Genomic DNA, 14,156 nt, shown 5'->3' with positions numbered 1-14,156 from the left:
TATGTCTGAAATGACTCCTCGCGAAATTGTAAGCGAACTAAACCAACACATCATAGGACAAGATAAAGCAAAACGTTCTGTGGCTATAGCATTGCGTAATCGCTGGCGTCGTATGCAACTTGATGAAACATTGCGTCATGAGGTTACGCCCAAAAATATACTTATGATTGGCCCAACTGGTGTTGGTAAAACGGAAATTGCAAGACGTTTAGCAAAATTAGCGCATGCTCCGTTTATTAAAGTAGAAGCGACTAAATTTACTGAAGTTGGTTATGTAGGTAAAGAAGTTGATTCCATTATTCGTGATTTAACCGATTCTGCGGTAAAAATGATCCGTCAAGAAGCGATTGAACGCAACCGTAATAGAGCGGAAGAATTAGCAGAGGATCGTATTTTAGATGTACTTGTACCACCGGCTAAAGATGGTTGGGGACAGGTTGAAAATAATACTGATTCAGCTGCAAGGCAAGCTTTTCGCAAAAAACTACGTGAAGGTGCACTTGATGATAAAGAGATTGAAATTGAAGTTGCAGGTGTCAATATTGGTGTTGAAATTATGGCGCCTCCAGGTATGGAAGAGATGACGAATCAGTTGCAGTCAATGTTTCAAAATTTAGGTGGACAAAAAACTAAACCACGTAAAATGAAGATCAAAGATGCATTTAAACAGCTAATTGAAGAAGAAGCTGCTAAATTAGTTAATCCTGATGAGCTTAAACATGAAGCTATTGAGGCAGTTGAACAAAACGGAATTGTTTTTATTGATGAGATAGATAAAGTCTGTAAACGTGGTAACTCATCAGGTCCAGATGTTTCACGTGAGGGAGTGCAACGAGATTTGTTACCATTAGTTGAAGGTTGTACTGTGTCGACTAAACATGGTTCTGTTAAAACAGATCATATATTGTTTATTGCTTCAGGCGCTTTCCAAACAGCAAATCCATCTGATTTAATCCCTGAATTGCAAGGTCGATTACCTATTCGAGTTGAATTACAAGCACTAACTAGTGAAGATTTTGAGCGTATTTTAACTGAACCAAATGCTTCGCTTACTGTTCAATATAAGGCGCTAATGGCAACGGAAGGTGTCAATATCGATTTTACTCCAGATGGTATTCGTAAAATAGCAGAATCAGCATGGCAAGTGAATGAGCAAAATGAAAATATTGGTGCTCGTAGGCTACATACTGTATTGGAACGCTTGATGGAAGAAGTCTCATTTGAGGCGAGTGAACTTGATGGACAGACTGTTACAATTGATGCTAAATATGTTGGTGATCATTTAGATAAACTTGTTGCAGATGAGGATTTAAGTAAGTTTATTTTATAATTAGGTTATGTTAGACATAAAAAGGTGAGTTTTGCTCACCTTTTTTATTCTTATTTTCTTAGTAATTCTCCTAAGATGTCGGTAGCTTTTGATTTGGATTTCGAATTCTCTTTAGAATTATGATTCTCTAATTTATCGCGAAGTTTATCTAAACGTTCTTGTAATTTATCGCTTAGAACATCGGTAACTAATTTACCAATATCAATTTGGTAACGAAGTTTAGTAAATTGACCATAAATGCGCAGCGGTATTGTCAACTTTTGTAGTTTTGCAATAGTTTCATTTTTAGCATTCCAGCCGCCTAGCATTTTTAAGTTCAAATTTATATCCAAGTCCTGTTTTAATATTCCGACTCTTCCTGAACCGTCAATGACATCAAGTGTTTCAGAATTAGCATTTAATGTCGAAAACTCCAAATTTCCCTGTTTCAAGTCAGCATTGGCCGAAATTGTATGAAATTCGGTATATTTTTTTTGATTTTCAGGTGTCATGACATCTTTTGAATAATGTGCTGCTGCATTTTGGATAATACTTTGAATATTCAAATTATTGAGTCTTGCATTATTTACAATAATAGCGACATTGCCTTGCAAGTTAGCTAAAAGTTTGGAACCTGATAAGCTGTTACTTTCTAAATCACCTGTAGCGTTAAATAAGCCTTCTAGATCATGTGCTGTATCTATTTGGTTAAAAAATGTATTTAAATCAACATCAGTTATCTTGGTATTAAGTTTTACAAGTGTATTTTTTTGTTTGCCATTTGCAACACCTGTTGCAACTATATGACCCTTAGCAAAATCTAAACTGATGTTTTTAAATATTGCAATACCGTCATTATTAGTCATATCAACGTTAATATTATTTAATGTTATTTTGTTAGCATTGATCTGTTTGATATTTAACTTAGCTTTAGCGTTAAAAGTATTTAGAAAGCTTAATTCATTATTGGTTTTAGCAATATTTGAAACCACAGGCGAAGTTTGTTGGGTCGTTGTCTTTTTATTCGATTTTTCATTTATTTTCAAAAACGAGGAGAGATCGATTTTATCTGAATTTACCTGCAAATCTATGTACGGTTTATTTGCTAAATCGGCATTGATAGTACCAGTAAAATAATTGTCATTAATTGAAAAAGATAAATTTTTGCTTTTCAGCAACCTAGGCATCTGCTGATAGTTAAATACGCCATTTATGTTACCTTTTAGTTCTTTGGTAGAATTAGCGACGCCTTTATAAGTGAAATCAAATTTTTTTAAATTGATTGTTGCTTGTTCAGGGAATTGATTTAAATCGACATAAGCATGGGCTATGTATGATACATCTTGTTGATTTTTATCTATATTACCGCTTAGGTCGATTGAGATGTTTTTATCTTTATTTTGTTCTACTACTAGATTGATATTTCTGAAGTTAATGAGATCATTTTTATGTTGAAGCACCACAGTACTATCAGCAACTTCAAATTTATTTAAGCTAAATTTCCAATTTGATGAATTTTTTTGATCTTTAGAATGAGATGCTTCATGAGTATTTGCGTTAATAGATGGTCGTTTAGTGCCATTTTTTGCAATATTGCTTTTACTTTCATCGGTAATGTTGATGATTGCTGATTTGATAAATACATTTTTAACTGATAATTTTTTTGAGAAAAGAGGTAGTAATTCAACATCTAGTCTCATATTATCTGCTGTTAAAATCGGTTTTTGAGCGCCAGTATCATATAGTTTTACTGAATCGGTTAGAATACTCACTTGTGGCCATATATGCCAGCGCAAATTGCCATCAATAGATAACTCATAACTTGTTTTATCTTTCACTGTATCAGAGATAAACCCACGAAAGTTGTTAGGATCGACAAAAACAATAAGCGAAAAAATACTAATTGTGATAAGTAAAATTAAGGCAAATAGAATAACCAATATTTTTTTGATCATATTAATGTTCCTTTGTTATAGTTATAAACTGCTTAGTCTTTATCAATACGACTGGCGACAGCGCCATGTTGGTCTTTATATTTTGCATCTTGCCTTCTATTATATGGCCTTGCAGCAGATCCTGTAAGTGTTTCAAAACTGAGGGCTCCGATTGTCATGCCAGGCCTAAGTGCTAATGGAATTTTTCCTGAATTATAAAATTCTAAAACAATTTGTCCTTGCCAACCGGGATCGATACGATGAGCTGTAACGTGAACCATAAGTCCTAGTCTGGCAAGCGATGAACGCCCATCTAACCAACCAACCAAATCGTCAGGAATAGTGACTGATTCTAATGTTACAGCTAATGCTAATTCTCCTGGGTGTAGGTAAAAGGCATCCCCCTCAGGTAATATCATTTCTTCACTCATTACTCGTTCTAACACAGCTGATACTTCTTCTTTAGGTCCACTTAAATCTATATAAGGTGTGGTATGTTCTCGGAAAGTTCTAAATTGGTTACCTAATCTAACATCAACTGTCGCACCATTAATACTGCTTATAGCAGGTTGCGGTATTATTTTTAATTTACCATTTAGCAAATACGCTTCGATATCTCTGTCGCATAATCTCATGAGTTATCCTCAATTTAGCTTGTATTGCTTTATTCTAACAGGTTCTTTTAATGGCGTCGATGTTAGTCGTTTAAGGCTTTAGCACCCATGCACGTCCATAGTGGTTATAATATCCTGCTAATTTACCTGGTTTATCACCAATGCCCAGATAAAGGTCAAAATGTTGTCCTTTTATAGCACCGCCAACATCGAGTGCAACCATCAGTCGAGTTTCTCGTCTACCTCGATATTGGCCATCTTCATCAAGAAGTGGTACATCGACTAATACTACAGACCCTATAGGGATGATAGATTTATCTGAAGCAACCGATGCATTTGCAATCAAAGGTACTTCTGCTGCGCCTGTAACCTCAGCATTATACTGTGGTTTGAAAAAAACGAATGAATGGTTTTGAATTAATAAATCTTTAAGTTGCTTTTCATGTTTATTTTCAGCCCAAGCTTTAATTGATTGTATCGACATGTTTTCTTTTGCAATTTCACCTTGTTCTACTAATAATCTTCCTATACTTGAATAACCATGATTATTTTTACCCCCATAGCAGAAGAAAACTAAAGGCGAGCCATCTTCAAAATCAACATAAGCACTACCTTGTACTTCCATAATGAAGTTATCCATTAAAGAGTTACTATAAGCAATTTCAAGATCCTTTCCAACTAATGCACCATCATAAATTTGTTCGCGATTTGGTAATTGTTCTCCACTGTTATCAGGCATTTTGTAAATAGGATATTTAAATTCTGCGGTTGGTTGATGCCTTGCTTTGATTATCGGGGTGTAGTAGCCTGTCAAATGCACATTACCGTATTCATCTTGTCCAGCCATTTCATAACTGTTAAGTCCAACTTTGTAAAATTCATCAGTCCTTAAAGAGTGGTTTATCCATTCATCTATAGCCTTATAAACTTGTTCATTTTTACGATATAAAGATGGGGATGATGATTTAATTTTTTCAACTTGAATAATGTAGTCTGATATATTCACTGGAATACTTAATTGAGGGTGATTTATATTAAGTGGTAAAGATAGTTTACCATCTTTATATTGTTGACCTTGATTGATTGGTTTATTTGAATGGTTTTGGCTACTAGTTAAGAGGGATAAAATAAATAAAGTACATAAAACATAAAAACTATAATAGTGTTTTTTTTCTTTCATCTTGGTAAATAATTATAATTAAATTAAGTAATATAGTTATTTATGCTACACAATTCTATTATAAGAAACTACCAATAATTATGATGTAACCATAAAAATTTTTCATAAAGATTCAGCTTGCGATTTAACGTTGGAGACTTTATAGTCCTATGATAAAAGAAATATTAGAACATTTTGAAAACTAAAGGTAATAAAAGCGATGAGCATTACATCCTCAAAGCATGATCTAAAGCGAAACCTTTCTAACCGTCATATTCAATTAATTGCAATCAGTGGCGCAATTGGTACTGGCTTATTTATGGGCTCAGGAAAAACAATTAGCCTTGCTGGACCTTCTATTATTTTTGTGTATATGATTATTGGTTTTATCCTTTTTTTTGTTATGCGCGCGATGGGGGAAATTCTGCTTTCTAATTTGAAGTACAAGTCTTTTAGTGATTTTGCCAACGACCTTTTAGGCTCTTGGGCGGGTTTTTTTACTGGTTGGACTTATTGGTTTTGTTGGGTGGTTACAGGTGTTGCGGATGTTATCGCAATTGCTGGTTATGCTCAACATTGGTTCCCAGAATTACAATCTTGGATACCAATGTTATTAACGGTTGTTTTACTATTAACCTTAAACCTGTTAACTGTAAAAATGTTTGGTGAGACAGAGTTTTGGTTTTCAATGATTAAGATTGTTGCAATTTTAGCTCTGATTGGTATTGGACTCATGCTTATTGTAACGGCTTTTCATTCCGAACAAACTGATACCACAGCTACATTTTCAAATCTATGGCAATACGGTGGTTTTTTCCCTCATGGTACTATGGGTTTTTTTGCTGGATTTCAAATTGCCATTTTTGCTTTTGTGGGAATTGAATTAGTTGGTACAACCGCTGCAGAAACAGTTGATCCGAGCAAAAATTTACCTCGTGCTATTAACTCTGTGCCAGCACGTATTATTTTTTTCTATGTTTTTGCTTTAATTATTATTATGAGTGTCACACCGTGGACGTTAATTTCTCCAAATAAAAGTCCGTTTGTTGAATTATTTACTTTAATTGGTTTGCCAGCTGCCGCAAGTATTATTAATTTTGTAGTACTGACATCAGCAGCATCTTCAGCTAATAGCGGTATTTACTCAACAAGTAGAATGCTATTTGGACTTGCTAAAAAACAAGATGCGCCAGAACCTTTTGGTAAATTATCAAGTCGTTCAGTGCCAGCGAATGGTTTAGTATTTTCGTGTGCTTGTTTATTTGGTGGTGTGGTTTTGATTTATTTAGTGCCTGATGTTATGGAGGCCTTTACCATAGTAACCACAATTTCGGCTATTTTATTTATGTTTATTTGGTCGATGATTCTTATTTCTTATATTGCTTATCGTCGTAAAAAATTAAACTTGCATGAACAATCTCAATTTAAAATGCCTGGCGGGATTTTGATGTGCGGTGTCTGTTTAGCTTTTTTTGCTTTCATGATTGTGTTACTTACTTTCGAGGCTGATACCCGCCAAGCATTAGTAGCCACACCTATTTGGTTTGCTATTTTAGGTGTGAGCTATTTTATTCGATCTTTAAAACGCCAATGAATCTAAACTCAAAATGGCAGGGAACCCTGCCAATATCATTATTGCAGTTATTGAGATTTATTTTTTTCTGGCCAGATAATACTGGCAATAATACCCAAAGCAAGTATACCTAAAACGATATAGAGACTTGTGGTTGGATCGATATCAATACCATATCCCAATAAATGGTTGCTTGCATTTAAAGCTAATTTTCCGGCAATAAAAAAGAGTAAGCAGATAACCGCCTTACCAAGGTGAACTAAGTACTGTTTCATGGCTTGTAAAATAAAGTACATCGTTCTAAGGCCTAAAATAGCAAAGATCATGGCACTATAGACGATTAGTGGCTCTTGGCTGACAGCAATTACCGCAGGAACAGAATCAAAGGCAAACATAACGTCACTGAGTTCAATTACAATAATACATAAAAATAGCGGTGTAGCATAAAATCTGCTTTTAGGTATTTTATCGACTAAATTTTTGTTTTCAGGTTTAGTAAGTTCTGTATCAAGTTGTTTTTGAGATAATAAAAAGTGATGGCCGACAATTTTGGGATAAGATGGAAAAATAAGTTTGGCTATGCGAAACGCAAAGTGATTTGAGTAATCTTTGATATCTTGGTCATTGTCTTGATTTTTCAACATCATTATTCCTGTGCAAGCCACCAAGATTGAAAATACAAATTCCATCCACGGCCCCAAATATAACAAACCTGTACCAATTACGACAAATATGGCGCGAAATATAATAGCACCAATAACTCCCCAATAAAGTAAGCGATGACGATAATTATTAGGTACTGCAAACCACGAAAAAATAGCCATAATCACAAACAAATTATCGACCGATAATGCTTTTTCAAGGACATAACCTGTAATAAATAAGCTGGCTATAGCACTGCCATGATGAAGGTACAAATATAGTGCAAACCCTAGGGCAACCATTATCCAAAATAGAGACCAAACAATGGCATTGCTTAAACTAATTGGTTTATCGTTATGGTGAGCATATAAATCAATAATAATTGCGGCTAGGGCTAGCCCAATAAATACCAATATAGTTTCTATTGGAAAACCTAATGAGTCTTGAATCATAATTATATTACCTAGTATTAAATGCTATATGGAGTGAATTTTGTTTTTTGTTATGTTGAATTATTAAATAGATCATAATTATAAAAGTGATTGAGTATATATTGCTAGCTAAATCAAAAAAAGTTATATTTGCAGGTCTCATTTAACTGTTTTAATTTGATAACTTTTTGAGCCAACATTCATGATAAAATTTAGGGTAATTATTTTCTTTTTTCTTCCTCTTTTTTCAGGATTATTACATGCACAATCAGTGGAACCTTACGTATCTTCTTTACCTAAAGGAAGTGATTTATCCATTTTGATTCAGTCTGTAGGAAGTAATCCTAAGACGTTAGCAAAATATAAAAGTGATCAGTTTAAACAACCTGCAAGTACTCAAAAAGTAATAACCGCTTTGGCAGCTGAGCTTGAATTAGGGAGTGATTTCCGATTTATAACGCACATGCAAACTAATGGCACGGTTAGTAATAGACAGTTAAATGGTGATCTGATTATTCAGTTTAGTGGCGATCCTACTTTTACTCGCGCACAATTAAAAAATATGATTGCAGAGCTACGTCAAAAAGGTATTGAAAAAATTGCAGGAAATGTAATTCTCGATACTTCAATATTTACAAGTCATGACAAAGCTCAGGGGTGGTCATGGAATAATCTAACAGCTTGTTACAATGCTCCACCATCTGCAGTGATTATTGATGATAATTGTTTCTATGCAACATTGACCCCAGGTAAAGTAGGAGCGAAAGCCTCAATTTCTAAGTCATCAAATATTCCTGTTGTTGTGACAGGTGATGTGAAAACGATCGCAAAAAACAGTAAAGATCTCAATGATAAGTATTGTGAATTAGATGTAAGCTATTTAGATAAAAATCGTTATTACCTATCAGGGTGTATTGCCTCAAGTTCTGATAAAACGCCGCTAAAATTTGCGGTAATTGATGGTGTTGAATATTTTTCTACTATTTTTAAAAATGAACTTAAGCAACAAAAAATCACTTATACCGGATCACTCTTTGAACGCAATCAGAGGACTAGTGAACAGTTGTCTTTGTTAGCTTCTAATCAGTCAGCACCACTTTCTGAACTGTTAACCGTGATGCTTAAAAAATCGAATAATTTATATGCAGATGCTATTTTTAGAACTTTAGGTGCTCATTATTATAATGTTCAAGGTACATGGCGTAATGGTGGTGATGCTGTTAAGCAAATTTTACGCAAAAAAGCAGGTATTAATCTTGAAAACTTAGTTATTGCTGATGGTTCTGGATTATCTCGATTAAACTTGGTGAGTGCTGACAAATTAATGGAAATTTTGCAATACATTGCTGCTCATAATACGCAATTAAGGATTATTGAAATGTTACCAATTGCTGGGGTTGATGGTACGTTGCAAAATCGTAAGAGTTTTAACCAAGCACCTTTTAAAGAGACAATACGAGCCAAAACAGGTTATATTCAAGGATGTTATAATTTAGCTGGATTTATCCAAAAGTCTGATGGTAGATATGTGGCTTTTGTGCAGTTAATATCGGGTTACCACGCCGATAGACAAAATGAGCCAAAAAATAGTGCAATTATGCGATTTGAATCAGAATTTTATAAAAACTTCATTAATTAAGGGACTAAAAGGACACATAGGTTTGATATGAAAATGAAATATGTGTCCTGATTTATTGTCAGTAAAATATATTAAATTAAAGATTATTTCCTAAAAATCCACCACTTTGATGTTTCCAAAGCTGTGCATATAATCCATTTCTTTTGAGTAATTCTTGGTGTGTTCCTTGTTCAATGATTTTACCTTGATCAAGTACAACCAACCTATCCATTGCTGCAATAGTTGATAACCGGTGAGCAATGGCTATAACGGTTTTTCCCTCCATTAAAGAGTATAGGCTTTCTTGAATGGCTTGCTCTATTTCAGAATCCAACGCACTTGTTGCTTCATCTAATAATAATATAGGGGCATTTTTAAGAATGACGCGAGCAATGGCAATACGCTGCCTTTGCCCACCAGATAATTTTATGCCTCGCTCACCAACAAATGCGTCATAACCAGTTCGACCTCTTGCATCAACAAGCGTTTGAATAAAGTTATCAGCATGTGCCTTTTGAGCTGCTTCAATCATTTGTTCTTCGGTTGCGTGATTGTTACCATAGAGCAAGTTTTCTCGTACTGTTCGATGCAATAATGAAGTATCTTGTGTCACCATACCAATTTGCGCTCGCAGGCTTTCTTGACTTACAGTGGTAATATCTTGACCGTCAATAACAATCTTGCCACTTTGTAAATCGTAAAAGCGAAGCAATAAATTGATAAGTGTTGATTTTCCTGCCCCTGAACGACCAACTAATCCGATTTTTTCACCTGACTTAATTGTTAAATCTAAATTTTCAATGACTGAATGCTGCTGCTTCTTGTCATATGTAAAATGAATATGTTTAAATTCGATTTTACCTTGAGTAACATCAAGCGGTGTTGCATTGGGTTGATCAACAACCGTTTTAGTTGCTGAAAAAGTATTAATACCGTCTTTAACAACTCCAATATTTTCAAATAGGGCTGCTATCTCCCACATGATCCAATGTGAAAAACCATTTAAACGAAGTGCAACAGCCGTTGTTGTTGCAATTGCGCCAACGCCAATTAATTGATCCGTCCATAACCACAGTGCAACGCCTGTGGTACTTAGTACTAACAAAATAGACAATAAGTGATTAACAATTTCAAAACTACTCACTAAGCGCATTTGTTTATTAACAGTAACTAAAAATTCATCCATTGATTCTTGAGCATATTTTGCTTCATTGCCTGCATGAGAAAATAGTTTTACTGTCATAATGTTAGTATAGGCATCGGTTACTCGTCCGGTCATTGTAGAACGAGCATCAGCCTGCATACTTGCAACTTTACTTAATCGGGGAATAAAGTAATACATGGCAATACCATAAAGTAGACACCAGCTCATAAATGGTATTAATAACCAAATATCTAATTTCCCAATGATTGTTGCCATAGTAATAAACGAAATTAGGACATAGATGAAAATATCTGCTACTAAAAAGCAAGTATCACGAACTGCCAGTGCCGTTTGCATGACTTTTGCTGATATTCTTCCCGCAAATTCATCTTGAAAAAAGCGCATACTTTGATTAAGTACTAGTCGATGTAGGTTCCAACGCATTCGCATTGGAAAATTCCCAGCTAAGCACTGGTGTTTAATAATCGTTTGTAGTCCAATGATAATGGTACTTGCTAAGATGATTAAGGCTAGTAAGACTAATGTTGTTTTTTCTTGTTGCCAAAATTTGCTAGGTTCAACAACTGCAAGCCAGTCAATGACTTTACCAAGAGCTGCATATAAAAAGGCTTCAAAAGCTCCACCTAATGCACTAAAAATAATTAATAACAGTAGAAATAAACGAGTTCCTTTAGTTGATTGCCATATGAAACTAAAAAAATTTTTAGCCATAGGTTGAGGTTCATCTTTCGGATAAGGCGACACCAATTTTTCGAAGAATTGATACATATTTAGACCTAATTAATAATAAGGTGTTCTTTGATTATATTGTCAATGATATAGAAAAATGGGGTGAGTGCAAATAGCTATAAATTATTTTTACATTCGAATTTTATATGAAATTTAAATAAGCATTACTTAGCTATAAATTTGATATTACTAGATTTATCAACATCAAAGAAGTTAGTGAGGAAATAAAATGTTTTATATTTCCTCGCTTTTTGATTATATCTTGAAAGTTAATATATAGCGATTAGTTGTATTAAAAAATGTCTTTAATAATAAGCACCACACGCCCAACAATATGGTATTTATGAAAATCTATCTTAGAAACTTCAATAGTTGGATGTTGGCTATTATTACAAATTAACAACCACCCATCGAGTGTTAAACGTACTTTTCTTAAAAAAGTAATATCTTCATATTCAATTAGATATATTGCACCATCAACAATATCAGTTATTTCTGTGTTTAGAATTAGCCCGTTATTGTTTTCTATTTCTGGAGACATTAAATCGCCTTTTGCCCAGTATATAATTAATTTTTTAGCATCTAAACCGCGATGCTTAGCCCAACCCTCAATAATAGGATAGTTCATTAATGGCGGTGTTTCTCTAACAAAACGTTCCTTTTGTGCTTCTTCTTTGGTTGGTAATTGTTTTTTATAAACAGGGATTCGATAAATATTTTCGTTGTAAACATCTTCTTCATTTTTAGAATCTACAAATTCTAGCCTATGCCCAGTGGCCAGCCAATTGAAAGAAACATTACATTTTTCAGCAATGACTTCTAAACGGGTAAGCGATGGGTATGTTTTACCAGATAGATAATCTCTAATTACCGTTTCTGACATATCGCATTTTTTCGCGAATGCAGAAACAGATAAACCTTGCATTGAGCTGTGTAATCTATCTTTGAAAGTTTTAACATTATTATTTTTAATTGAATTCATCTTTGATCCATTATTTCTCGCATAAATTCATTAATTATAGTGTATTTTTTTGTGATTTTGTATATGAAAATAGTATATAAAATCAATTCAATGGTTTTTATTCTATGTTAATGTGCTTTTTTAATTTTATATATTCGATTTTATGTTATGTTTCGTTTTTTAATATAAGAATGATCGCATTGTTAAAAAAACGATTATTTTTTGTTTTTTCTGCTCGATTTCTTGTATTTTTCTGTGAAATTCATTTATTTTTATGTTTTGCAAATGTTTTTTTTGTTAAATTTGATGTTTGTCAGATGATTTTTTGTGGATGAATTTTAGTTATCATTATGTTTTTATTTGATTTGTTTGTTTGTTGTGAAATGGTTAAATAAGCTGAAAGGCAAATAAAAACGTTGACTAAAGCGAAAAAAAATGGATAATAAGCAGGGTAAGGATTTTTCATTGTTTTCTTTCCTTATATTCCTTATATTTCATGTTGGCCTGTATAATTTTATACAGGTCTTTTTTATTCTTTAACTACTCATGAAATCACGCCATAAAAAGAGTATAATGAGCATTTTATAAAATCTATTTTAAAGCCTACCCTAAATAGAGCGTTATATTTATTGAGAGGATTTGATTATGTCTTTTAGCATTCCACACCTTTTAGTGTTTTTGGCCGTAGTTATTTTATTATTTGGCACTAAAAAATTGCGTAATTTAGGTTCGGATCTGGGTTCAGCATTAAAAGGCTTTAAAAAAGCGATGAATGATGACGAAGTTGAATCGAAAAATGATGATAAGTTAGATAATAAATAGTTGTACTTATAGGTATGAATATTCATTTTGATATAGCAATTGTTGGTGGTGGGTTAGTGGGTTTAGCAACGGCGTGCGCACTTAGTCAATATGCTCTAAACATTGCAATTATAGATACTAAAATTCATCAGCATGCATCCTTGTCACATGAAGATGTTGGTATTAGAGCTTCAGCTATTAATGGCGCAAGTCAACGGTATTTTTCGCAAATCGGTATATGGAATGATTTGTGCGCCAGTCAACGTGTACAAGAGTTTACCGAAATAGGTGTATGGGAAAAAAATGGTCAAGCTCATTTATCAGCCCACGCTAAAGATTATAGCTATCCAAATCTAGGTTATATTATCGAAAATAATGTCATTTCTCATTATCTTTACCAATATGCTTTAAACTGTTCCAATATTAATATTTTTAGTTGCGAAGCCATTGATTGTACATTTAATGATGACTTTGCCTTTTTGACGCTTGCTGATAAAACTGTTTTACAATCTAAATTAATGATAGGTGCTGATGGTGCTCATTCTTGGGTGCGTAGATGCAAAAATATTTCTGTTTTTGAGCGCGATTATATTCATCATGCTGTTATTACCACTGTTGAAACCGAGTATCCACATCGATTTTGTGCTAGACAAGTGTTTTATCCTGATGGGATTATCGCTTTTCTTCCTCTTTGGGATGAATATAAAAGTTGCTTAGTTTGGTCGACTAAACCAGATAATGCAGAAACTTTAACTGCGCTTTGTGAATCTGAATTTTCAAATGAATTATTAGCATTAACGGGTGATAAGGTAGGCAAATGTAAATTAATTAATCCGCGCATGGTCTTTCCATTAAAAGCGCGTTTTGCAAAACAATTTGTTAAACATCGCTTAGTACTTATCGGTGATGCTGCGCACACGATTCATCCTTTAGCAGGACAAGGTGTGAATTTAGGTTTTCAAGACTCCGCTTTATTAGTTTCGACCATTAAACAATTAATTGATACACAAAAAGATATTGGACTTGTAAATAATTTAAAGTCATTTGAATTTAACCGTCGTAAAGATACGTTAGTTATGTTAACTGCCATGCGAACTATTCAAGATATGTTTAATGGTGATAATGTGCTGAAAAAGACATTAAGAACCATTGGTATGAATGCAATTAATCACAGCCCATTATTAAAAAAACAATTGATCAAATACGCTATGCATATTTGA

General features: G+C 33.7%; 11 protein-coding genes. 5 read left to right on the top strand and 6 right to left on the bottom strand.

What is annotated here, in order from left to right; translation table 11 throughout:
• Position 1: 1 nt before the first annotated feature.
• Complete coding sequence (hslU, locus tag A9G24_RS00820) at positions 2-1,330, top strand: HslU--HslV peptidase ATPase subunit (RefSeq protein WP_065637340.1); 1,329 nt, start codon at positions 2-4, stop codon at positions 1,328-1,330.
• Positions 1,331-1,380: 50 nt separating this feature from the next.
• Here hslU and asmA read toward each other — a convergent pair whose 3' ends face one another.
• The 3 genes from asmA to mltA all read right to left on the bottom strand — a co-directional run bounded on the left by asmA (position 1,381) and on the right by mltA (position 5,037).
• Positions 1,381-3,264: an outer membrane assembly protein AsmA gene (asmA, locus tag A9G24_RS00815; RefSeq protein ID WP_065637339.1), complete on the bottom strand. Its 1,884-nt coding sequence runs from the start codon at positions 3,262-3,264 to the stop codon at positions 1,381-1,383.
• 32 nt (positions 3,265-3,296) lie between these two features.
• Positions 3,297-3,878, bottom strand: coding sequence for a dCTP deaminase (gene dcd, locus A9G24_RS00810; RefSeq protein WP_065637338.1), 582 nt, complete (start codon positions 3,876-3,878; stop codon positions 3,297-3,299).
• 70 nt (positions 3,879-3,948) lie between these two features.
• Positions 3,949-5,037, bottom strand: a complete 1,089-nt coding sequence (gene mltA / locus A9G24_RS00805; protein ID WP_065637337.1) for a murein transglycosylase A — start codon at positions 5,035-5,037, stop codon at positions 3,949-3,951.
• 199 nt (positions 5,038-5,236) lie between these two features.
• Here mltA and cycA point away from each other — a divergent pair, with 199 nt between their 5' ends.
• The gene (gene cycA, locus A9G24_RS00800) at positions 5,237-6,610 is read left to right on the top strand and encodes a D-serine/D-alanine/glycine transporter (protein WP_065637336.1); all 1,374 of its coding nucleotides are present in this window, start codon (positions 5,237-5,239) and stop codon (positions 6,608-6,610) included.
• Between the two features lie 47 nt (positions 6,611-6,657).
• On the opposite strand, the gene A9G24_RS00795 is transcribed toward cycA, so the two are convergent.
• Entirely contained in the window at positions 6,658-7,683 is a 1,026-nt protein-coding gene (locus A9G24_RS00795) for a TerC/Alx family metal homeostasis membrane protein (RefSeq protein WP_065637335.1), read from the bottom strand.
• Positions 7,684-7,864: 181 nt separating this feature from the next.
• On the opposite strand from A9G24_RS00795, the gene dacB reads away from it, so the two are divergent.
• Positions 7,865-9,301: a serine-type D-Ala-D-Ala carboxypeptidase gene (gene dacB, locus A9G24_RS00790; RefSeq protein WP_065637334.1), complete on the top strand. Its 1,437-nt coding sequence runs from the start codon at positions 7,865-7,867 to the stop codon at positions 9,299-9,301.
• Between the two features lie 76 nt (positions 9,302-9,377).
• On the opposite strand, the gene A9G24_RS00785 is transcribed toward dacB, so the two are convergent.
• Both A9G24_RS00785 and A9G24_RS00780 read right to left on the bottom strand, forming a co-directional pair.
• Positions 9,378-11,213, bottom strand: coding sequence for an ABC transporter ATP-binding protein (locus tag A9G24_RS00785; protein WP_065637333.1), 1,836 nt, complete (start codon positions 11,211-11,213; stop codon positions 9,378-9,380).
• 253 nt (positions 11,214-11,466) lie between these two features.
• Entirely contained in the window at positions 11,467-12,156 is a 690-nt protein-coding gene (locus tag A9G24_RS00780; protein WP_065637332.1) for a LexA family transcriptional regulator, read from the bottom strand.
• A gap of 624 nt (positions 12,157-12,780) precedes the next feature.
• Between A9G24_RS00780 and A9G24_RS00775 the strand changes: the two genes are divergently transcribed.
• Positions 12,781-12,957: a Sec-independent protein translocase subunit TatA gene (locus tag A9G24_RS00775; RefSeq protein WP_065637331.1), complete on the top strand. Its 177-nt coding sequence runs from the start codon at positions 12,781-12,783 to the stop codon at positions 12,955-12,957.
• A 14-nt stretch (positions 12,958-12,971) separates the two neighbouring features.
• On the top strand, positions 12,972-14,156 hold the full coding sequence (locus A9G24_RS00770) for an FAD-dependent monooxygenase (protein WP_065637330.1): 1,185 nt from the start codon (positions 12,972-12,974) through the stop codon (positions 14,154-14,156).

This window comes from Gilliamella sp. App6-5 (assembly GCF_001690525.1).
Classification (GTDB): Bacteria; Pseudomonadota; Gammaproteobacteria; order Enterobacterales; family Orbaceae; genus Gilliamella; species Gilliamella apicola_H.
The sequence above is the reverse complement of the archived record's forward strand: the minus strand, read 5'-3'. Positions and strand labels throughout refer to the sequence as shown.

Excerpts from the sequence above, each read along its gene's own strand:
- hslU (WP_065637340.1), top strand. The coding sequence starts at position 2 with ATGTCTGAAATGACTCCTCGCGAAATTGTAAGCGAACTAAACCAACAC.
- A9G24_RS00770 (WP_065637330.1), top strand. The coding sequence starts at position 12,972 with ATGAATATTCATTTTGATATAGCAATTGTTGGTGGTGGGTTAGTGGGT.
- A9G24_RS00785 (WP_065637333.1), bottom strand. The coding sequence starts at position 11,213 with ATGTATCAATTCTTCGAAAAATTGGTGTCGCCTTATCCGAAAGATGAA.
- A9G24_RS00775 (WP_065637331.1), top strand. The coding sequence starts at position 12,781 with ATGTCTTTTAGCATTCCACACCTTTTAGTGTTTTTGGCCGTAGTTATT.
- A9G24_RS00780 (WP_065637332.1), bottom strand. The coding sequence starts at position 12,156 with ATGAATTCAATTAAAAATAATAATGTTAAAACTTTCAAAGATAGATTA.
- dacB (WP_065637334.1), top strand. The coding sequence starts at position 7,865 with ATGATAAAATTTAGGGTAATTATTTTCTTTTTTCTTCCTCTTTTTTCA.
- cycA (WP_065637336.1), top strand. The coding sequence starts at position 5,237 with ATGAGCATTACATCCTCAAAGCATGATCTAAAGCGAAACCTTTCTAAC.
- asmA (WP_065637339.1), bottom strand. The coding sequence starts at position 3,264 with ATGATCAAAAAAATATTGGTTATTCTATTTGCCTTAATTTTACTTATC.
- A9G24_RS00795 (WP_065637335.1), bottom strand. The coding sequence starts at position 7,683 with ATGATTCAAGACTCATTAGGTTTTCCAATAGAAACTATATTGGTATTT.
- dcd (WP_065637338.1), bottom strand. The coding sequence starts at position 3,878 with ATGAGATTATGCGACAGAGATATCGAAGCGTATTTGCTAAATGGTAAA.
- mltA (WP_065637337.1), bottom strand. The coding sequence starts at position 5,037 with ATGAAAGAAAAAAAACACTATTATAGTTTTTATGTTTTATGTACTTTA.